Source organism: Butyrivibrio sp. INlla21, assembly GCF_900116875.1.
Lineage (GTDB): Bacteria > Bacillota > Clostridia > Lachnospirales > Lachnospiraceae > Butyrivibrio.
The window spans coordinates 89,715-110,742 of the sequence record NZ_FPCC01000007.1; the positions used below are offsets into that span (position 1 = coordinate 89,715).

Genomic DNA, 21,028 nt, shown 5'->3' on the forward strand with positions numbered 1-21,028 from the left:
ATGATAGACATTAAATTTTTACGTGAGAACCCAGACGTAGTAAGAGAGAACATCAAGAAAAAATTTCAGGATGAAAAGCTTCCTCTTGTTGATGAAGTAATTAAGCTTGATGAAGAAAGAAGAACCAATCAGCAGAAGGCTGATGAGCTTAGAGCAAACAGAAACAAGATCTCAAAAGAGATCGGCGGACTTATGGCACAGGGCAAGAAGGATGAGGCAATGGCTCTTAAGGAGCAGGTTGCAAAAGACGCCCAGACACTTGCCGAGCTTGAAGAGAAGCAGAGTAAGCTTGATGAAGAAGTTACTAATAAGATGATGATCATTCCTCAGATAATCGATGATTCGGTACCTGTGGGAAAAGATGATTCTGAGAACGTAGAGATCGAGAAATTCGGAGATCCCGTTGTTCCCGATTTTGAGATTCCTTATCATACAGATATAATGGAGAGCTTCAACGGAATCGACCTTGATGCGGCAAGAAGAGTTGCAGGTAACGGATTCTATTATTTGATGGGCGATATCGCAAGACTTCATTCGGCAGTTATTTCTTATGCAAGAGATTTCATGATAGAGAGAGGATTTACGTATTGCGTTCCTCCTTTCATGATCCACGGAAATGTAGTAGCAGGCGTAATGAGTTTCCCTGAGATGGAAGCCATGATGTACAAGATTGAAGGCGAAGACCTTTATCTCATCGGAACAAGTGAGCACTCAATGATCGGTAAGTTCATCGACCAGATCATTCCCGAGGAGCAGGTTCCTCAGGCTCTTACAAGCTATTCACCTTGCTTTAGAAAAGAAAAAGGTGCACACGGAATCGAAGAGAGAGGTGTTTACAGAATCCATCAGTTTGAGAAGCAGGAAATGGTTGTAATCTGTAAGCCCGAAGAATCTAAGACATGGTACGACAAACTTTGGAAGAACACAGTAGATCTTTTCAGATCTATGGATATACCGGTGCGTACACTTGAGTGCTGCTCAGGAGATCTTGCGGATCTTAAATGCAAATCATGCGACGTAGAAGCATGGTCACCCAGACAGCAGAAGTACTTTGAGGTCGGAAGCTGCTCTAACCTCGGAGATGCACAGGCAAGAAGACTTAAGATCAGAATTAAGGGCAAGGACGGAAATTACCTTGCACACACACTTAACAATACAGTAGTTGCTCCTCCGAGAATGCTCATCGCATTCCTTGAGAACAACCTTCAGGCTGACGGAAGTGTCAAGATTCCTGAAGTGCTTCGTCCTTACATGGGTGGCAAAGAAGTACTTGTTCCCACAAAGAAATAATTATTATAAAAAGGGAACCGAAAAGAGGTGAAGTAGTAGTTGCATAAATTCCTAAGAGCAGTGGGATTTTCAAATATCAAAAACAGAAAAGAGATAACGCAGCTGATCGTTAACTCTGTTCAGAATCCCTCAAGCAGAAATTACATCACATCCAATGAGAATGAATTACTTGCGGAATTTATGAAAGACTACTCCGAAGGTTTAGGTCTGGCGGTTTGCGGCGAGTTTGATGAAGAAGATAAGTTCGTTTACGAATATTATTACCCATATCTCATTCCCTCAAGAGTCAGCACCGAGGAAGATATCAGTGTAGAAAGACATGCAGCACAGCATTCATATGCCGGAATTTGTAATGAGAACAGAATCGGCGTGTCACTTGTCTTTTACCTTCTCAATATGGTTTCCTATATGAAGTACGAGAACGAGGATCATTTCCCTATAAGAGGAACGACCCTGAGTTTGTCGGCGCTATCAATAAAGGGGCAGATTCTTATGCCCATTGCCAAGACGGAAGAAGAGAAAAAAGTAGTCAAGAAGAGGACCAATTACAGGAACAACCTTATCAACAACGCAAGAAAAGGCGATGAAACTGCAATTGAGTCACTGACCCTTGATGACATGGATCTTTACACCACACTTTCACGTAAGATAAGAAAACAGGATGTCTACAGTCTTGTTGATACCTACTTTATGCCTTACGGAGTTGAGTGTGATCATTACTCGGTTCTTGGCGAGATCACAGAGACTAGAAGAACAGTCAACTCCCTCACCAAAGAAGCTGTTCATATTATGAGGATCAACTGCAACGATCTGGAGTTTGATCTGTGCATAAATGAAAAAGACCTTCTGGGAGAGCCCGCGGTTGGCCGTAGATTTAAAGGAAATATATGGATGCAGGGATATATCAATTTCCCTAAATAAAAATGAAAGGAGAATAGATATGGCAACACCTCACAACAGTGCTGAAAAAGGAGATATTGCAAAGACCGTCCTTATGCCGGGTGATCCTTTAAGAGCAAAGTTTATCGCAGAGAATTTTCTTACAGACATCAAGTGCTTTAACGAAGTAAGAGGAATGCTTGGATTTACCGGTAAGTATCAGGGAAAAGAAGTTTCTGTCATGGGACACGGAATGGGAATTCCCTCAATCGGTATTTATACATATGAGCTTTACAACTTCTATGATGTAGACAACATCATCAGAGTAGGAAGTGCAGGAGGACTCAAGGAAGACGTCAACGTTATGGACATCATATTTGCTATGGGTGCCCACACTGATTCCAACTACGGATTCCAGTACGGACTTCCCGGAACATTCTGTCCTACAGCAAGCTATGACATCCTTGAGAAGGCTGTAGCAATAGCAAAAGAGAAGAACGTAAGATACCACGTTGGAAACGTTCTTTCATCAGATGCTTTCTACAAGAAGTGCAACGAGAGTGAGCTCTACAAGAATATGGGTGCTCTCGCAGTAGAGATGGAAACAGTTGCGCTCTACATGAATGCAGCAGAAGCCAAGAAGAACGCGCTCACAATACTTACTGTTTCAGATCACCTCTTCAAAGAGGGAGAGCTCTCAGCAAAAGAGAGAGAGACAGGCTTTACGGATATGATGGAGATTGCACTTAAGACAGCAATCCAGCTTTGATCACAATATTGAAATGTATAGAGGCCTTGGGAACGTAGTTCTCAGGGCTTCTTTTTTATTGTTTACGGATAGGTGTTGACAAAATAGAAAGAGGGCGTTATTGTACTAGGGGAATAGTACAACTAAACAATTAAAATAATCTATAGAAAGGAATAGAGTAAAAAATGGAAAATCTTAAACTACTATTTGGACTAATATTAGGACTAGCCATTTCAATCGGATGCATGTTCTTTGGTGATACTCTTATTGCCACGCTTGTACCTTCTGAACCATTTATCGGACTGGGTGAATTAGCACTCAGGTTAATATTGTTGCTCATCAGCAATCTTATTATCAGGAAGATGTACAAGAAAAGCATCACTCCATCTACAAATAACTTGAAAAAAGGACTATTCGTATATGGCGCCGCAATGTGGATAGTGATCATCTTGAATCTCATAATGGAATACCAGATTCCAGAGATACCTTTAGCATCTGCCATGCCTTCCATTATTGGTTTGTTTTTCAGCGAGATGGGAACCGGAGTTTTAGAAGAGCTTACATTCAGGGGATTCTTTTTTAATGCATTCTTAGATCGCTTTGGAAATACCAAGAAGGGCGTAATTGCTTCAATGGTGCTTTCATCATCAGTATTTGGACTCATTCATTTGACCAATCTGATCGGCAATCCTGAATATTTCGTATCAGTAATGGCTCAGGTAATTTATGCTACACTGCTCGGTTGTTTTTTCTGCATTATCTATTATCGCACCAAGAACATCTGGCCGTGTATCATACTCCATGGACTCGTGGACTTCACAGGTAGTTTCTGGTATGTGTTAAATACCAACCCGGTACTTGATGAATCTTTGCTCTATGGCGTGTTGGAAGTTACCATTTGCGTAGTTGTATTCATATCAGCAATAGTACAGCTAAACAAAATGTTCAAGAATAAAAAAGAAACACCTGCCGGCGAAATTGCCCGCAAATAATTGCCACATTTATCAATAATAAAAAGCATGCACATTCTCCAAACGTGCATGCTTTTTTATATATTCTTATTTCTATTTCTCACCCCAAAGCAACACTCGAAGATATTAAGAGTAAATTGACAAAAAGAGAAGCCCTATTTATAGGACTTCTCAGCGTCCACGAGAGGATTCGAACCTCCGGCCTTTCGCTTAGGAGGCGAACGCTCTATCCTGCTGAGCTACGTGGACTTAGTGTTATCAAGGAGTTGACGACCATAGAAAAATGGTGTCACTCATTGTCACTCACTTATAAAATTGTCAAAACCCAATAACCAAGCGGATTATGAGCAATTAACGTACCGCTTAGGAGGCGGACGCTCTATCCTGCTGAGCTACGGAAACATGACTTATGTATATTAGCACATTATTGAGGCCAAATCAACAAAAAGGAATCGCCGGGCATGGACTGAATTATCATCAATCTCTTAAGCCCGGCGAAAAATCAACTAAGTTGAAATATGGAGTCCTATTATTCTAAAGAACTATCAAGCTGCCTCTTTTTTATCCTTGTTCTTGAACTGCTGGATAAGAGTCTTAGCTCCGATAACAGCAAGGATTACAGAAAGTACAACCAGAAGGATTGCGATGAGAGCCTGGATAAGTGCCCATACATCAGCAGCGCCTGAGTTGTAAGCTGTGAGCTTAGCCTGGATTGTCTGAACAAGTGAGCAGATTGTAACTGCAAGCATGAATACCATAGGGATGTAGAACATCTTGTTGTTCTTACCTACAGCACCGAGCCATGTGCAAACAGCAAGGAGTCCGATTGCTGCAAGAAGCTGGTTAGCTGCTCCGAAGAGAGGCCAGATCTTGGTGTATCCTGTCATACCAAGGCTTACACCGAGTACAACAGTGATTGCTGTAGCAACGTAAGGATTGGCAAGAACTTTCTTATATCCTGTAAGATCTTTGACTGTCTGTCCGTTTTCTACGAAGAACTCCTGGAACATGTATCTTGCAAGACGAGTAGCTGTATCAAGAGATGTGAGACAGAATACAGAAACAGCAAGGATAAGAAGCTGATACATCATGTTCTGTGCACCGGGTGCGAAAGAACCGATCATTGCTGAAAGGCCGCCTGCGAATACCTGTGTGGGGCTTGCGTAATCACCGTTGGCTGCAGCAACCCATACAAAACCTACTGCGCAAAGTGAAATAACAGCAACAACACACTCGATAAGCATTGAACCAAATGCAACGGGCTTGGCATCCTTCTCGTTATCAAGCTGCTTAGCAGTTGTTCCTGAAGAAACGAGAGAGTGGAAACCTGAAATAGCACCACATGCGATTGTAACGAAAAGTGCAGGGAAAGCAGTACCTGTTGTGAATACGCCTGTTCCCTTAAGTGCTGCGTCGCCCATAGCAGGAATAGCAAAAGAGCTGTTACCTGTAACTACTGAACCAATGATCGCAATGATTCCGGCTGCGATCATGAAATAAAGAAGGAATGAGCTAAGGTAATCTCTTGGCTGAAGAAGAATCCAGACAGGAGTTACGGAAGCTATAAGGATATATGCTCCGAGAATCCACATCCATGCATTGTAAGTAAGTGCAATGGGGTGGAAGTTAAGTCCGATGAAAACTACGGCAATAATGCCAACGCATCCGATAACGGAAGAGATTCCGATAGGAGCATTCTTTCTGTATACAAAGAAACCAAAAACGATAGCCAAAAGAATGAATAAAATAGAGATCATGGCTGTTGACTGGTTAGCTGCCAAAGTAGCACCTTCAACTGCAGCGCCTGCTGCTGTTGTAATACCGAATGTACTTGCAACGATCGATGAGAAAGCTGCAACTACAAGAAGAAGTGTAAGGTAGCCGAACGTGATGAACAGCTTCTTTGCTGTCTTACCCATTGAATCATCGATGATCTCACCGATTGACTGACCCTTGTGGCGAAGTGAAGCAAAAAGAGCTCCGAAGTCATGTACGCCACCAAAGAAGATACCGCCGATAAGTACCCATAAAAGAACAGGAACCCATCCGAAAACGGCTGCCTGAATAGGTCCGTTGATAGGGCCTGCTCCGGCGATTGATGAGAAGTGGTGACCCATAAGCACAGGTGCTTTGGCGGGAACATAGTCAAGACCGTCCTCAAGCTCATGTGCAGGTGTCTTACGACTTGGATCAACACCCCACTGTTTAGCAAGCCATCCGCCGTAGAGAACATATCCCACAGCAAGAACGACAATGCTGATGATTAATAATACTGCTGCATTCATACTTTTTTCCTCCTAATTTTTGTAGATATCACACAACATACTTTTTAGCTCTTTTCCGCCATAATTTGTGAGCACTTCCTGCGTATCGGTCGATGTGACCGCAAGCCTGGCTTCGCTGTGTCCTCTAAAATTAAAGAGGTAACCCTTATCAAACTTAAATTTCTTGATCGCCTTTTTGGTAGCGGCGTCAGGAGCTTTATCGCTGATAATGACAAAAGTCAGATAAGAACACATATGGTCCTTTTCCGGGTATTTTTCATTTTTCCTAACGAGAACAGGCTCGATCGACTCCCTTATTAAATCGAGCAGCTTCTCAAGATCGCCACAATCAACGGACTCTTTTTTTATAAAAAAGACGTGCTCGAAAATCGTGACAGCCCAAAGCTGAGCTTCCCTCTTAAGAACGTATTTCTCGCTCAGAGAATGAAACCATGCATATGCAGGAAATGTACAATCTCCTATAGTAAAGTTTTCTGTGATATCGAAACTTGCCTGATATCGGAGCAGAAGCTCCTTCAAATACATGTCTGATGAAATCATCTCATCACCTTTCAGGTCAAATTTATGGATGTGGAAAAGATAGTCCACTTTTTACTTTACCACGATGACGTGTTATTGCAAGATAATAAAATTAATATAATGGATAAAACATTAATTTTGTAATGTACAAAAAAAGTGAGTAAAATGAAAATAAAAAAATACAGGAGAAAAGAAAATGCCTTTTATAAACTCAAAGATAAGCGTTAAGATTACACCCGATCAGGAAAAAAAGCTTAAGGAAAAGCTCGGACAGGCCATCTCGATAATCCCCGGAAAGAGCGAAAGCTGGCTCATGACAGGATTTGAAGACGGATACCATCTTTATTTTAAAGGCGACAATTCAAAGCCAATGGCATTTGTGGAAGTAATGGTGTTTGGCGGACCCAACAAAGATGCCTTTAAAAAACTCACAGCCAAGATAACGGAAATATTCGGACAGGTTCTTTCAATCGCGCCCGATAATATATACGTAAAATATACTCCCGCAGACGACTGGGGATGGAACGGAAGTAACTTCTAAAAGTGTATGAAAAAGTAATCGGACATTTACATAAGCCGGCGATAGCGCTTTTGACAGCAGTGGCAACACTGCTGCTTTCGGCATGCGCGCAAAGCGGAAGGGACAAAAGCATTGATTACATATCACAAAAATATGCCGTCCCTGAAGATAATCAGCTTATAGTGTACACGTCACATAAAGAAGAAGTTTACCTTCCCATCATCCGAGAATTCGAAAGCCGAACCGGCATCTGGGTCGACGTTCACGCAGGCGGAACAACCGAGATGATGAGGCAGGCGAGAGAAGCCTCCGAAAACGGAGAGTGTGACATCATGTTTGGAGGCGGAATCGAAAGCTTCGAAGCGCAGAAAGATTTTTTTATGCCATACAAGGCAGAGAGCATTGAGGCTCTCGATAGGACCTACGCTGCTTTCGATAATTCATGGACGGTCTTCACGGAACTCCCGATAGTGTTTATCTATAATAAGAAGCTTGTTCGTCCCAGCGAAGTTCCGAGAAAATGGAGCGATCTTTTTGACGAGAAATGGAAAGGTCAGATTGCATTTGCCGATATCAAAAACTCGGGAACCAGCTATACCATTCTTTTTACAATGGAACAGATTCTTGGAGAAGAGTCAAAAGAACTGGTGCCAAGATTCTACGAGCAGCTCGGAGAAAATATTCTTGATTCGTCGGGAGAAGTTATTCCCGATGTTTCCGACGGAACGTTTCTTATAGGAATAACACTCGAAGAGACAGCCAAGAAATATATGGCGCTCGGATACGACATAGCACTTATATATCCGGAGGACGGAACCAGCGCCATTCCGGACGGATGCGCGATGGTAAAGAACGCGCCGCACAGCTACAACGCCGGAAAATTCATAGATTTTGTTGTCGGCTACGATACACAGAAATACGCAATGGAAAACTTCTACAGAAGACCAGTGCGAAAAGACGTTGAACTTACCAAAGATTTTGGAGAAGCTTCTTTTATAAGATTGGATATAAAAGAGTCGGCGGCCAAAGAGGAAGAAGTGTTCAAGATCTGGAATGAGCTTGAAGGCGGGGAGGACTGAGTATGAAAGGTGTGATAAAACAGTCCTTCAAAAGGCAGATATTCGTGATATTCCTAGCCGTAACACTTGCTCTTGTCATCATCGGCGGAATACTTACGATACAGGGATTCCTTACAAAACTGTCTTCCGATTATGAAAAAAGAGATCTCGAGCAGTTTTCTGTGATAAAAAAGAATATGGAACGCGACCTAAAGATGTCCGAGGAAGCGCTTGATAAGCTCTCAAAAAGCAGAGTCATAAAAGCAACGATTGAAAACGACTACTCCAATTCTCTTGATATATATACGTCACTCTACGAAGCCTCAAGAGGAATTAGAGATTTTGCGGGAGTCGGAATATACAAGGGTGGCCGGTGCCTTTACAGCACCTGGACAGACACCGGAAGCAAAGATCTTCCGCAGAATTATTCCGTCCTTGGACAGGCACAAACACAAAAAGGAAAAACCGTTTATTCGCTTGATCCGAGATCCTCATCGGAAAGAGGAGCGGCTCTTTTGATGGCAAGACGGATCACGGAAGGCGCAGAGAACGGATATATTGTAATAAGAATAGAACAAAACGCGGTAAAAGAGAGACTTAGCAAAGAGATAAATTCCAAAGACGGTCTCATGCTTACAACAGGTTTCTTAAGACCCATATGTTTGCTTGGAACGGCAGAAGACGGAAGCGAGCTTTCCGGTATCAGGAAGAATTTCCTTATAGGACAGAAATATACCTTCGGAAGCACCAACAACATATATATCACAGAGCTTGCGGATACAGGTCTTTTGTGCATATATGTTACACCGCCCGCGCTAGGCGAAGGAGCGGCAAGAGCCGGATATCAGATTGTCGTTATACTCTCTATCATAAGCGTACTTGTATGCTTGTTGGTCGCATCGAGGATGAGCGAGTACTTCTCAAAGCCGATAGCGGCGCTTTCATCGGCGATGAAGAGATTTAGAAAAGGTGATTTTGACACCAAGATCGAGCTTGAAAGAGACGACGAATTCGAGCAGCTCGCGACGGGCTTTAACAAAATGACCACGCAGCTTAAGACCACCATGGAAGAGAGAGTCGAGGCTGAAAGAAACGTAAACGAGACAAGAATAAAGATGATGCAGGCACAGTTAAATCCGCATTTTCTTTATAATACCCTCGATACCATAAAGTGGGTTGCCAAGGCGCACGGAGTAAACGAAGTAGCCACACTTTCTTCGTCGCTTGCGGGAATACTAAGGACGGGAATTTCCGAAAAACAGTTCTGCAAATTATCAAATGAGCTTGAACTTGTTCAGAATTATTGCGATATTCAGAAGATAAGATTTGATGATAAATTTGACATAACGATAGATGTGCCGGAAGATGTTATGAACGCAGTCATACCTAAACTGATATTGCAGCCGATTGTAGAAAACGCCATCATTCACGGAATGGAAGAGATGGATGACGGACATATCTACGTTGCTGCCGTTCATGACACAGCAAACGGAAACAACCTTCTTAAGATATCCGTTCAGGATAACGGAAAAGGAATCAGCGACGAGATGCTCAATGCGCTCAACAACGACGACGTTGAAACATTAAAAGGGCACCTCGGACTAAACAATGTCAATACCATCATAAGATTGTACTACGGAAAAGAGTACGGAGTCATGGCATTTAGGCCATCCGAGGGCGGAACCGTAATGATAGTAACGCTTCCCTACTCAGAGGATCAGCCATAACAATGGAGAAAAGAGAAAACGATGACATCGGTAATGATAGTAGATGATGAAAAAAATGTAAGGCAAGGCATAATAACGGAAACCGACTGGGACCTTATCGGCTGCGAAGTTGTGGCTGAGGCGTCCAACGGCGAGATGGCGTATGAGCTGGCGATCAAGCACAGACCGGATCTAATTATCTCAGACATCAAGATGCCTAAGATGACGGGAATTGAGCTTGCGGAAAAGATTCACGAAAGATTTCCCAACACCAAGATAATATTCCTTACGGCATATGATGAATTTGAGTATGCAAGAGCTGCGATAAAACTCGGCGTTTCGGATTATCTTTTGAAACCTTTTAAGGACGGTGAGCTCGAAGGCTCCGTTCAAAAGCTCCTTCACCTACATCCGATGACTTCGAATGCTGACGATGCCCTGCTTGAAGACGAGCTTATAAATCTTAAGAAAAAAGAGGATATCTCAAACAGGTATGTTCAGAGCGCGATCGAATACATCGAAAATCATTTTTCGGATGCGGATTTTGCGCTTGGAAAACTTGCGGAGTCCATGGGCGTGAGCGAAGGTCATATCAGCAGACTCTTTAAAGCGGAGACAGATATCAGTATCGGAAACTACCTCACAAGATATCGAATCAGAAAGGCCATGAACCATCTTAAGAACGTTCAGGTCAAGGTATATGAAGTTGCCGAGAAGGTTGGATATCAGGATATAGCATATTTTTCCAACACGTTTAAAAAACTTGTCGGAAAATCTCCCTCTGATTACCAGGCAAAAGGGCTTGAATAAGCCAAAAACGAAAGATGTCATTATTCAACAAATAATATCAGATTTGTCTTATATAAATGACTAATATGCACAACTAAAATGGATGTATCAAGTAAATACACGCTTGATGCATCCATTTTTAATTGGAATCAAAGGAGGAAGAAAAGTGAAAAAGAAAGTATTATCAGCTATTCTGACATTCACAATGGTAGTAACTGCTCTCGCAGGCTGCGGAAATACAGCAGCAAACACAGCACCTGCAGGCGATCAGGCAGCACCGGCGGCAGACGCACCTGCTGACACAGCAGCAGACAGCGCAGCTCCCGCAGCTGAGCTTACAGGCATTGATGCCATCATCGCAGAGGCAGAGACAATGACAATGGAAGAACTTGCAGCTAAGGCTATTGAGGAGTCTAACGGCAAGACTTTCTACGGCGTAGGTAATTCCAGCCGCGGAAAATCAGCACTTCCGTTATTTATTGAGTACTTACAGTCAATCGATTCTTCATATTCAATGGAATTTGAGTGGCAGCAGCCCAAGAACAACAAGATCTTCGAGCAGCTCACATCAGATTCACTTAAGAGCGAAGGTACTTTCGCTATGACACTTATCCAGGACGGAAATCAGATTCAGTCCAAGATGGTCGACACAGATATCTTAAAGACCTTTATTCCTAAGGAGTGGGCTGAAGCAAATAATACGTCTGCGGATTCTTATGAGGGATTCCTTCCTCTTCAGACACTTAACAAGGTATTTATGTACAACAGCACAGGAAGCGCAACATACAACAACTGTTGGGACTTCGTATATGACGGAGCACATCCTCTTTTCATGGGTGTTGATTCCGAGATCGTAGGAAAGAACTTCCTTATGATGCTCACAGAAGACAAGTACGCTACATGGCTCAAAGAAGCATACGACAAGCTCGACGATACCAAGAAGGCATACTTCGAGCCCACTATCAAGGCTATGCAGGCTGACGCCAACGACCTCGGACTTGGCGCAAACGGAGCATACGCTCTTGCATGGATCAAGCTCTGGGTTAACAGCTACAACGAGCAGACAGATGACGGCCCTATCTGCAACACACTTGTAGATGCATCCGCAAAGGATCAGGCAGGACTTCTTGTTTACTCAAAGCTTCGCTCTGTAGAAGAGTCAGCAACAGTGTCTGTTAACAACATCAAAGTTGCAGCATACGAAGACGGCTACACAGGAATCGGCGGATACGGCTATTGCCACTACCTCTTCCTTACAAAGAACAGTCCTCTTCCTTGGACATCATGCGCATTCATCGCTTTCATGACTTGCACAGAGCAGGGATTTGAAGCATGGGGCAAAGACATGGGCGGATATTCATCCAATCCTAAGGTTGCAGAAGAGATCGAAGCTACATTCCATCACTCACAGGGCGGCGGAGATGAGTTCCCTGCAAAGAACGACCGCGGATATGACTGGTGGACAACAAACGGCGAGCTCATACTTGAGGATCCCGTATATTGTTCAGAAGTATCCTTCTCAGTAGGAAGCTGGATCGACGTTCTCGACCACTATACACCCGGAGAGTGATTCTTAAGTGAAAATCAAAGGGATGTCGCTTTTTCCTAAATAAGTGGCATCCCTTTTTAAGGAAAAGAGGTAAAAAATGCAAGCAATCGCAAAACCAGACAAAAGTGCGATTTTCAAAAATAAGGTAAAGACTTGGTTTTCCCAACCTCAGAACATAATACTTTTGCTGTTTGGGATTGTTTTAACCTTTAGTACTGTCGCACCTATCATAGCAATTGTAAAAGATACATTCAGTATCCATCCCGGAACCATCGATCAGCATCTGACCAAAAAAGTTTCGGGCTATACGATAGTAAACTACATCGATCTTTTTACCAGCAGACTGGCCAGAGCCAATCTGTGGACACCGCTTCTTAACACGGTGATCCTTTCGGTACTTACCTGTATCATTTCTATTTTATTCGGTGGATTGTTTGCCTTCCTGGTAACAAGAACCGACATGAAATTCAAGAAATACCTAAGCTCGATCTTTATTTTTCCTTATATCATGCCACAGTGGACACTCGCTGTAGTATGGCAGCACATGTTCTATTCCAACAAAGTAACGGGAACAAGCGACGGGCTTTTGGCAGCAATATTCCATGTGTACTTCCCAAACTGGTGGTGCCAGGGAGTATTCCCAAGTGCAATGGTACTCGGCCTTCACTACGCACCTTTTGCTTACATCCTGATTGGCGGAATATTCAAGAACATGGATGCAAACCTTGAGGAGGCGGCAACAATTCTTGATACACCCAAGTGGAAGATAATGTTCAAAGTAACACTTCCCATGATCAAGCCCGCCATTCTCTCAACAATACTTTTGGTATTCGGAAGCGCAATGGGAAGTTATCCCGTTCCGCACTACTTAAACCTTACAACACTTTCAACCAAGTACATTTCAATGAACAGCACCTACACCGGTGAAGCAAGTATCCTTGCGATCATCATGATGGTATTCGGTGTGCTGATCCTTGGAATGAACCAGATGAGCTTAAAGAGCCGCAAGAACTATACAACGGTTACCGGAAAATCCGGACAGCTCACCAAGCTTACCATCGGAAAGATGGGAAAATACATTGTGGGAATCGTTTTCATTCTCATTACATTCTTCACAAGTATTTGGCCGATAGTTCTTTTTGCACTAGAGACCTTCCTTCCCAACCCCGGTGATTACAGCTTCCTTTACACAGGAAACCTGGCTCATCTTACAACAAAGTGGTGGGTTACAAACGAAAACGTGACTGAAAACGGAATGTACGGTCAATCCGGAATTCTGTATAACAATACAATATGGCATGCATTCTTCGGAACCCTGTTCCTTGCAGTTGTCTGTGCACTCATCGCAGGAACCATCGGAACACTTATCGGCTACGCAGTTGCCAAAAAGAGAAGAAGCAAGTGGGCCAATTACGTCAACAACGTGGCATTCTTGCCTTACCTTATGCCATCAATAGCGGTAGGAGCAGCATTCTTTATCCTGTTCTCCAATGAGCACATCAACCTCTTTAACACATACACACTGCTTATCATCGCAGGTGTGGTTAAGTACATTCCTTTTGCATCGAGGAGTTCACTTAACTCCATGCTCCAGATAAGCAACGAGCTTGAAGAGGCTGCGGTCATCATGGACACACCTTGGATAAAGAGAATGACAAGGATCATCATTCCTATCCAGAAATCGTCGATCATAAGCGGATATCTGCTTCCGTTCATGACGTGCCTTCGAGAGTTGTCATTGTTCCTTCTTCTCTGCACGCAAGGCTTTATCCTTTCGACAACACTCGACTATTTCGATGAGATGGGACTATACGCATTCTCAAGTGCGATAAACCTGATACTTATCGTGACAATCTTAGTATTTAACACACTGGTTAATAAGCTGACGGGCGCAAGCCTTGACAGTGGCATAGGAGGAAAGTAATCATGCCGGAAATCATTTTAGAGAATATAACAAAACGCTGGGGAAAATTCTTTGGCGTAGATAATGTAAGCCTTAATATACCAAACAACTCTTTTATCACACTCCTTGGACCTTCGGGCTGCGGTAAGACTACGATCCTTCGAATGATCGCAGGTCTTGAGACTCCGACCGAAGGAAAGATCACAATAGGAGATAAGGTTGTGTTTGACTCTAATGCGGGCATAAACATTCCCGCCAACAAAAGAAGAGTCGGCTTCCTTTTCCAGAACTACGCGCTCTGGCCCAACATGACCGTATATGAGAACATCGCATTCGGCCTTAAGAACATCAACGAGAAAATGCCCGTCGTTGATATCGAAGCTAAGCAGACTGCCGACATGATAAGAGCTCTTCAGAACGGTAACAAGGTAAAAGAGATTGTGGAAGAGTGCAGGGATAAGAACGGTAAGCTCGATGAAAACAAAGCTTACGTTAAGCTTATCGATAATTACAGCCTTTCAATCTTTACCGCAAAAGAACTTTACGGATTAAATATTCAGGGTGCGCAGGATGCAGCAGCTGCAGCAAAATCCAAGCTTTCCGAATACGAGGCTAAGCTCGCTTCAATAAAAGAAAAATACAGCAAGGATTCAAAAGAGCTTAATGACAAATTCGAAGTGGTTAAGAACGGAGTAGTTGTCGAAGAAGTAAGAAAGCTTACAAAAGAAGAGATAGATTCAAGAGTCAGAGCTTGTTCAAGAATAGTTAAGATCGGAATGTTCATGGACAGATATCCCGCGGAGCTTTCGGGTGGACAGCAGCAGAGAGTTGCGATTGCACGTACACTTGCTCCCGAGCCACAGGTTCTTTTCATGGATGAGCCTTTGTCAAACCTTGACGCCAAGCTTCGTCTTGAGATGAGATACGAGCTTCAAAGACTCCATGTCGAGACAGGAAGCACCTTTGTATACGTAACACACGATCAGATGGAAGCCATGACACTTGCAACAAGAATCTGCCTTATCAACAACGGCGTTCTTCAGCAGTATGCGGCTCCTTTGGAAGTTTACAACAGACCTTCAAATCTTTTCGTAGCAGATTTCGTCGGAAATCCTTCAATGAACTTTGTTGACGGAAAAGGAAGCCAGCAGGCAGACGGAAGCGTTTCTCTTGATATCCTCGGAGGAATCAAGGCAAAATTCGTTCCGAATGATAGTCTTAACCTTGATGAGTGGAGAGCTCAGAGAGATAAAGAAGCTGAGGATAAGCTCGAGCTTGAAAGACAGAGACTTATGAAAAAGGGTGCTGTTGAAAAGAGCAACAAGGATGAGGTATTTAAGTATCACATCCAAAAGGTTGAGGAAGAGGATGACAGCATCATGGACGAGCCTGTTATAACCGATGAAGATTTCGTTATCGGCATTCGTCCCGAGGCAATAGACATAGATCCAAACGGAAAGCTCGACACAACTGTTTACGGTGCGATGCCTACCGGAATGGAGTCAACACTTAAGCTTTGCATAGGTGAATTCCTCCTTACGGGAGTAATCTTCGGCGGAGTTATCTACAAGATCGGACAGGAAGAGAAGATCAGTATAAACGGAAACGATATCCTTCTTTTCGATCGCCGCTCAGGAAAGCTTATCTGTGCAGGTAAACTGGAGTTGTAAGATATTTGCGTTAGTCTAAAATACTTGTTTTCGGCTGCGCAGTGATTTACTGTAATTTAAAAGCAGGAAAATGTCTCATTTCGTGTTACTCATAGAAATCGACATTTTCCTGCTTTTTTCATTACGTAAATCATCTGCTCGTCCGAGAACTGCGCATTTTAGACCGAACGCAAAAACTAACAGCTTCCGTCTTACTTGGATAGAACTCTTCCGAGGTAGATAACGATGCAGGCGCCAATGGTTGAAACGATTATCGAACCAAGGAAACCTGAACCGTGAATACCGATGAGTCCAAGAACAAGATTACCGACAAAAGCACCGACAATTCCAAGAATAATATTTCTTACAAGGCTTCCGTTGGACTTCATGATCTGTCCGGCTGCCCAACCTGCAATGCCGCCGATAATAATTGCCATGATAATAGATGAAACAAAAGTACTTACTGCGAACATTTTTATGCTCCTCCTATAACCTGATTTAAATATTTGAAATGATAATAACTATAAGCTTAATTCATGTCATTTCATAGATAAATATAGCATAAAATTGTGATAATATGTATGATATAGGGGCAAAAAGTAAAAACGGAGCAATCCGTATATCATATATGATTATGGTTTGCGTGTATGAACAACTTTTTTGGAGGAACGACATGGATAACGAGAACAGACCTGTTGGAAGAAAAAAGAAAATAACCGAAGGTGGATCAGGCGTCCATAAAAGAGGCGAAGGCCTGGGAACAGGGCCTGTAGGACAGGGCGGCGGAATGTCACAGGGTCCGCAGTCTTCCGGCGATGATGAAGGAATGAGACGATCATCCGGAAGAAGTCCGTTTTTCATGATAATAATATTACTTGTATTATTCCTTGGAGGCGGCGGAGGCCTGAGCACATTACTTGGTGGTGGCGGTTCGCAGACAGGAACGGCACCTTCTCAGGGACCTACAATATCGCAGCAACAAGGAACAACCACAGGAACAACACCCAATGTTGCGACAACTCCAAGCGACTCTTCACAGATGGGCTCGGGGCTTTCTACTCTTGCACAGCTCTTTGGCGGAGGAATGGGTTCATACTCCGGAGCAAACGTAAGCTCTGCTGCATGGAGCGGTGATGCCAACACAGGCACACTCAACAGAGAGGTTGATCCCAAGGCAAGAGCTAAGCGCACTGTTATCAAAGGAAACGGACAGGATACCGTTACTATCATGATGTACATGTGCGGAGCGGACCTTGAGTCAAGAGGCGGCATGGCATCCAAGGATCTTCAGGAGATGTTAAAGGCCAATATTGGAAACAACATTAACCTCCTAGTATATACGGGCGGCTGCAGACAGTGGCAGAATAATGTGGTTTCTAGCAAAACGAACCAGATATATCAGATCAAAGACGGAAAGATGTCTCTTTTGGTTGATAATGTAGGAAACCTTCCTATGACCAAGCCCGATACTCTTTCAGCCTATATCAAATGGTCTGCAAAGAACTTTCCCGCAGACAGATATGAGCTTATTTTCTGGAATCACGGCGGCGGATCGACAGGCGGCTACGGCTATGACGAGCGCTTCGTTTCAGCGGGAGCAATGTCACTTGCTGGTATAAACACAGCACTTAAAGACGGCGGAGTTAATTTTGACTTTGTCGGATTTGATACATGCCTTATGGCAACGGTTGAGAACGCTCTTGTAGTTTCCAACTATGCAGATTACCTCATCGCATCCGAGGAGACAGAGCCGGGTGTAGGCTGGTACTATACAGATTGGCTTACTGCATTTGGAAGCAACACGTCAATGGAAACTCTTGATATCGGAAAGAATATCATTGATTCCTTTACGGCAGCATGCGCTCAGACATGTCCGGGACAAAAGACAACGCTCTCAATGATTGATCTTGCGGAGCTTTCACAGACAGTTCCTACAGAGCTTGCCGATTTCTCCAAGGATACAACAAATCTCATTAAGCAAAATGAGTTTGCGACAGTATCAAAGGCAAGAAGCAGCACGAGAGAATTTGCACAGTCAAGGATCGATCAGGTCGACCTTATCGACTTCGCAAACAAGATGGATACAAAAGAAGCCAAGGAACTTGCCGATGTTCTTCGCGGAGCCATCAAATACAACAAGACAAGCAGTAACATGACCAACGCATACGGTCTTTCAATCTACTTCCCTTACAAGACAGGAAGTAAGGTTGATTCGATGGTAAATACTTACCAGGTTATAGGAATGGACGAAGATTATGCAAAGTGCATTCAGAACTTTGCTCAGCTCGGAACAGCAGGACAGGTTGCAGGCGGCGGAACGCAGAGCCCGATGCCTTCTCTTTTCGGAGATATGCCAAGCAGTTCAGGCGGCGGATCTTCAGCGGAGCTTATAGGACAGCTCCTTTCAACCTTCCTTTCAAGTGACTTTAGCAGCATTTCAGGTCTTTCATCTTCAAACACAGACTTCTTCGGAAGAGACCTTGATATTGAAAAGACCGCGCAGTATATAGCAGACAACAGATTTAATCCCGAAGCACTTATCTGGACAACCAACGATAACGGCGAAGATGTTATTTCATTAACCGAAGACCAGTGGTCCAAGGTTGAGAACCTCGCACTCAACATGTTCTATGATGACGGTGAGGGCTACATCGATCTTGGAATGGACAATGTCTTTGAGTTTGATGACAAAGGAAACCTTAAGTCTCAGAACGACAAGACATGGCTTGCGATCGACGGCCAGGTTGTTCCTTACTATGTTGTCGACGTTCAGGGAGACAGCAGTGCATATCAGATAACAGGTCGCGTTCCCTGTCTTCTCAACGAGGAGCCTTCAAACCTTATCATCGTGTTTGATTCACAGAACGAAGACGGCTATGTTGCAGGTGCGGTAAGAGATTACAAGGACGACGAGACAGAGACTATCGCCAAGAATTACACAGAGCTTGAAGAGGGCGATACCATTGACTTTGTCTGCGATTATTATACATATGACAAGAAATACCAAGATAGTTACCTTCTCGGAGAGCAGATGGTCGTAAAGGGCAAAATGTCCGATATGGAGATCAGCAACGTATCCGTTGGAGAGGGAAAAGTGCTTGAGACATATCGCTTTACCGACATCTTCGGTCAGGACTACTGGACACCTGCACTTGAGCACTGATAAATGCCAAAAGGCCGGCAGATCATAATAAACTTTTCGGAGAATTACATGGACCGCTGTTTGACAACACTTTGTTATCTTGAAAGAGATGACATGTACCTAATGATGCATAGGGTTTCCAAAAAGAATGACATAAACAAAGACAAGTGGATCGGCGTCGGAGGTCATTTTGAGGAAAACGAAAGTCCCGAGGACTGCATAAAAAGAGAAATCTTCGAGGAAACGGGATATGACATCAAAGAAGAGAAGATAAAATACAGGGCCGTTGTAACTTTTATTTCCGACAAGGGCGACTATGAGCTCATGTCCCTGTTCACGGCAAAAGCCCCGGACTCGGAGCCAAAAGAGTGCGATGAAGGGGAACTTTCATGGGTCAAAAAGAGTGATGTATTCAATTTAAATCTCTGGGACGGAGACAAGATCTTTTTAAAGCTTCTGGAAGACAGCAAAGATTTCTTTTCCCTAAAGCTTTCTTATGACATAAACGACAGACTTAAGGAAGCGGTACTTAATGGGAAAAAACTGGATTACAAAGCAATACTTAATAAGATAGACGAATAATTACTCTGCGGGCGGCCCACGGGTCGCTCGCAGCATTATTTAAAGAGGTTATAAGTTTTGGAAGAAAAGACACGGGATTTCCTCGCAGGTCGAATAAAAGATCTGGCAACAAGGGCATACATGAATAACTTTGTCACCCACACCGATTTTCTCTCGGTGTCGGAGCTTGCCTGCTTTTATCAGATACTTGCAAGCGAAGGAGTCTCATCAAACAGCAACATATACTGCGGCGCCAGGTTCGTTGTTTACGGCGGGGCAAAAGAAGCAGAGCGAGCGATGGTCTGTTTTTTACCCGATTACCTGGACGAAGAGAGTTTTCTTTTGGCAGAAAAAGAGGAACCGACGGTTCTTGAATGTGTACGCATAAGGCCCGTAAACGCGAAGTTTGCGGATGATCTTAATCACAGAGATTATCTTGGATCCGTTATGAATCTCGGAATCGAAAGAGATCAGATAGGAGATATCCTTATAGATGAAAGGCAGGCTTTTCTGTTTGCGACATCAGACATTGCAGAAATGCTCTGCAAGGAGCTGATTCGCATCAGACATACCTCGGTAAAATGTGAAAAGGTAAAGGTAAGTGATTGCAATGTGGAGCCCAGATTTGAGGAGGTTAGCGGAAGTGTTGCTTCTGAACGAATTGATGCAATTCTGGCCTTTGTATATCATCTCTCCAGATCGGAGGCTCAGAAACTGATAGAATCCGAGTCGGTGTTTATCGACGGAAAGACGGCATATAGCGGCGGGTATGATCTTAAACCCGGCGCAAGGGTGTCTGCGAAAGGCCACGGAAAGTTTATATATCTGGGGACCACAAATACAACAAGAAAAGGCAGGTTGTTCGTAAAGATAAAGCTTTTTGCCTAATGGTTTATAAGAGCTTTTCCACGCATGAAGCTACATCGGACATCTTCTGAGTGGGCTCAAAACGAGCAACAACGTTGCCGTTCCTATCAATAACAAATTTGGTGAAGTTCCACTTGATGTCGGGATTATTCTTGTAATCCTTATCGATCTTCTTGAGCATTACATTCATGGCAAGGGCAGCAGGTCCTTTTCCGAAGCCCTCAAATCCCTTCTGAGACTTGAGATATTCATATAAAGGAAGCTGATTCTCGCCGTTTACATCAGACTTGGTCATCTGAGGGAACTTGGTGTTGTAATGAAGCTGACAGAATTCATGGATCTCTTCATCGGTTCCGGGAGTCTGACCTGCGAACTGGTTGCAGGGGATATCAAGAACTTCAAAGCCTCTGTCATGGAACTTCTCATACATCTCTTCGATATCCTTGTAATGAGGAGTAAAGCCGCAGCCCGTAGCAGTGTTTACAACGAGCACGACCTTATCCTTGAAGGAATCGAGTTTAACCTCGTTGCCGTTTGTATCGGTAACAGAATAATCATAAAAATTCATGGTAAATACCTCCGTGAATATAAA

At 43.5% G+C, this 21,028-nt stretch carries 18 protein-coding genes and 1 tRNA gene; 14 read left to right on the forward strand and 5 right to left on the reverse strand.

Annotated features, from left to right (window positions below):
• The 4 genes from serS (at position 1) to BM377_RS05855 (ending at position 3,909) form a co-directional block, all read left to right on the forward strand.
• A complete protein-coding gene (gene serS, locus BM377_RS05840) occupies positions 1 to 1,290 on the forward strand; it encodes a serine--tRNA ligase (RefSeq protein WP_092245143.1) in 1,290 nt (429 codons plus the stop codon).
• A gap of 39 nt (positions 1,291 to 1,329) precedes the next feature.
• Positions 1,330 to 2,211 (forward strand): DUF3881 family protein, encoded by an 882-nt coding sequence (locus BM377_RS05845; protein WP_092245146.1) that lies wholly within the window; start codon positions 1,330 to 1,332, stop codon positions 2,209 to 2,211.
• Between the two features lie 19 nt (positions 2,212 to 2,230).
• Entirely contained in the window at positions 2,231 to 2,938 is a 708-nt protein-coding gene (gene deoD, locus BM377_RS05850) for a purine-nucleoside phosphorylase (protein WP_092245149.1), read from the forward strand.
• A 164-nt stretch (positions 2,939 to 3,102) separates the two neighbouring features.
• Complete coding sequence (locus tag BM377_RS05855) at positions 3,103 to 3,909, forward strand: CPBP family intramembrane glutamic endopeptidase (protein WP_092245153.1); 807 nt, start codon at positions 3,103 to 3,105, stop codon at positions 3,907 to 3,909.
• Positions 3,910 to 4,063: 154 nt separating this feature from the next.
• Here BM377_RS05855 and BM377_RS05860 read toward each other — a convergent pair.
• From BM377_RS05860 to BM377_RS05870, 3 genes are all read right to left on the reverse strand, one after another.
• Positions 4,064 to 4,137, reverse strand: a tRNA-Arg gene (locus tag BM377_RS05860).
• Positions 4,138 to 4,433: 296 nt separating this feature from the next.
• Positions 4,434 to 6,173: a carbon starvation CstA family protein gene (locus BM377_RS05865; protein ID WP_092245156.1), complete on the reverse strand. Its 1,740-nt coding sequence runs from the start codon at positions 6,171 to 6,173 to the stop codon at positions 4,434 to 4,436.
• Positions 6,174 to 6,185: 12 nt separating this feature from the next.
• Positions 6,186 to 6,713 carry a DUF8052 family protein gene (locus BM377_RS05870; protein WP_092245159.1) on the reverse strand — a complete coding sequence of 176 codons (528 nt, stop codon included), beginning with the start codon at positions 6,711 to 6,713 and terminating at the stop codon, positions 6,186 to 6,188.
• Between the two features lie 175 nt (positions 6,714 to 6,888).
• Here BM377_RS05870 and BM377_RS05875 point away from each other — a divergent pair, with 175 nt between their 5' ends.
• The 7 genes from BM377_RS05875 (at position 6,889) to BM377_RS05905 (ending at position 15,887) form a co-directional block, all read left to right on the forward strand.
• Positions 6,889 to 7,233: a phenylpyruvate tautomerase MIF-related protein gene (locus BM377_RS05875; protein WP_092245163.1), complete on the forward strand. Its 345-nt coding sequence runs from the start codon at positions 6,889 to 6,891 to the stop codon at positions 7,231 to 7,233.
• Positions 7,234 to 7,235: 2 nt separating this feature from the next.
• A complete protein-coding gene (locus BM377_RS05880) occupies positions 7,236 to 8,291 on the forward strand; it encodes an extracellular solute-binding protein (protein ID WP_092245166.1) in 1,056 nt (351 codons plus the stop codon).
• Positions 8,292 to 8,293: 2 nt separating this feature from the next.
• Positions 8,294 to 9,997 (forward strand): sensor histidine kinase, encoded by a 1,704-nt coding sequence (locus BM377_RS05885; protein WP_092245169.1) that lies wholly within the window; start codon positions 8,294 to 8,296, stop codon positions 9,995 to 9,997.
• A gap of 21 nt (positions 9,998 to 10,018) precedes the next feature.
• Complete coding sequence (locus tag BM377_RS05890; RefSeq protein ID WP_092245172.1) at positions 10,019 to 10,786, forward strand: response regulator transcription factor; 768 nt, start codon at positions 10,019 to 10,021, stop codon at positions 10,784 to 10,786.
• A gap of 145 nt (positions 10,787 to 10,931) precedes the next feature.
• A complete protein-coding gene (locus BM377_RS05895) occupies positions 10,932 to 12,335 on the forward strand; it encodes a hypothetical protein (protein ID WP_242948098.1) in 1,404 nt (467 codons plus the stop codon).
• A 76-nt stretch (positions 12,336 to 12,411) separates the two neighbouring features.
• Positions 12,412 to 14,238 (forward strand): ABC transporter permease, encoded by a 1,827-nt coding sequence (locus tag BM377_RS05900; RefSeq protein WP_092245175.1) that lies wholly within the window; start codon positions 12,412 to 12,414, stop codon positions 14,236 to 14,238.
• A 2-nt stretch (positions 14,239 to 14,240) separates the two neighbouring features.
• On the forward strand, positions 14,241 to 15,887 hold the full coding sequence (locus tag BM377_RS05905; protein ID WP_092245178.1) for an ABC transporter ATP-binding protein: 1,647 nt from the start codon (positions 14,241 to 14,243) through the stop codon (positions 15,885 to 15,887).
• 191 nt (positions 15,888 to 16,078) lie between these two features.
• Here the strand turns inward: BM377_RS05905 and BM377_RS05910 are convergent, their stop codons facing one another.
• The gene (locus tag BM377_RS05910) at positions 16,079 to 16,339 is read right to left on the reverse strand and encodes a GlsB/YeaQ/YmgE family stress response membrane protein (protein WP_092245181.1); all 261 of its coding nucleotides are present in this window, start codon (positions 16,337 to 16,339) and stop codon (positions 16,079 to 16,081) included.
• Between the two features lie 200 nt (positions 16,340 to 16,539).
• Here BM377_RS05910 and BM377_RS05915 point away from each other — a divergent pair, with 200 nt between their 5' ends.
• The 3 genes from BM377_RS05915 to BM377_RS05925 are packed head-to-tail and all read left to right on the forward strand — an operon-like array spanning position 16,540 to position 20,457.
• Entirely contained in the window at positions 16,540 to 19,029 is a 2,490-nt protein-coding gene (locus BM377_RS05915; protein WP_092245184.1) for a clostripain-related cysteine peptidase, read from the forward strand.
• Between the two features lie 48 nt (positions 19,030 to 19,077).
• Positions 19,078 to 19,590 carry an NUDIX hydrolase gene (locus tag BM377_RS05920; RefSeq protein ID WP_092245187.1) on the forward strand — a complete coding sequence of 171 codons (513 nt, stop codon included), beginning with the start codon at positions 19,078 to 19,080 and terminating at the stop codon, positions 19,588 to 19,590.
• 57 nt (positions 19,591 to 19,647) lie between these two features.
• Entirely contained in the window at positions 19,648 to 20,457 is an 810-nt protein-coding gene (locus BM377_RS05925) for a YlmH/Sll1252 family protein (protein ID WP_092245190.1), read from the forward strand.
• Between the two features lie 4 nt (positions 20,458 to 20,461).
• Here the strand turns inward: BM377_RS05925 and BM377_RS05930 are convergent, their stop codons facing one another.
• Positions 20,462 to 21,004, reverse strand: coding sequence for a glutathione peroxidase (locus BM377_RS05930; RefSeq protein WP_092245193.1), 543 nt, complete (start codon positions 21,002 to 21,004; stop codon positions 20,462 to 20,464).
• Between the last annotated feature and the right edge of the window lie 24 nt (positions 21,005 to 21,028).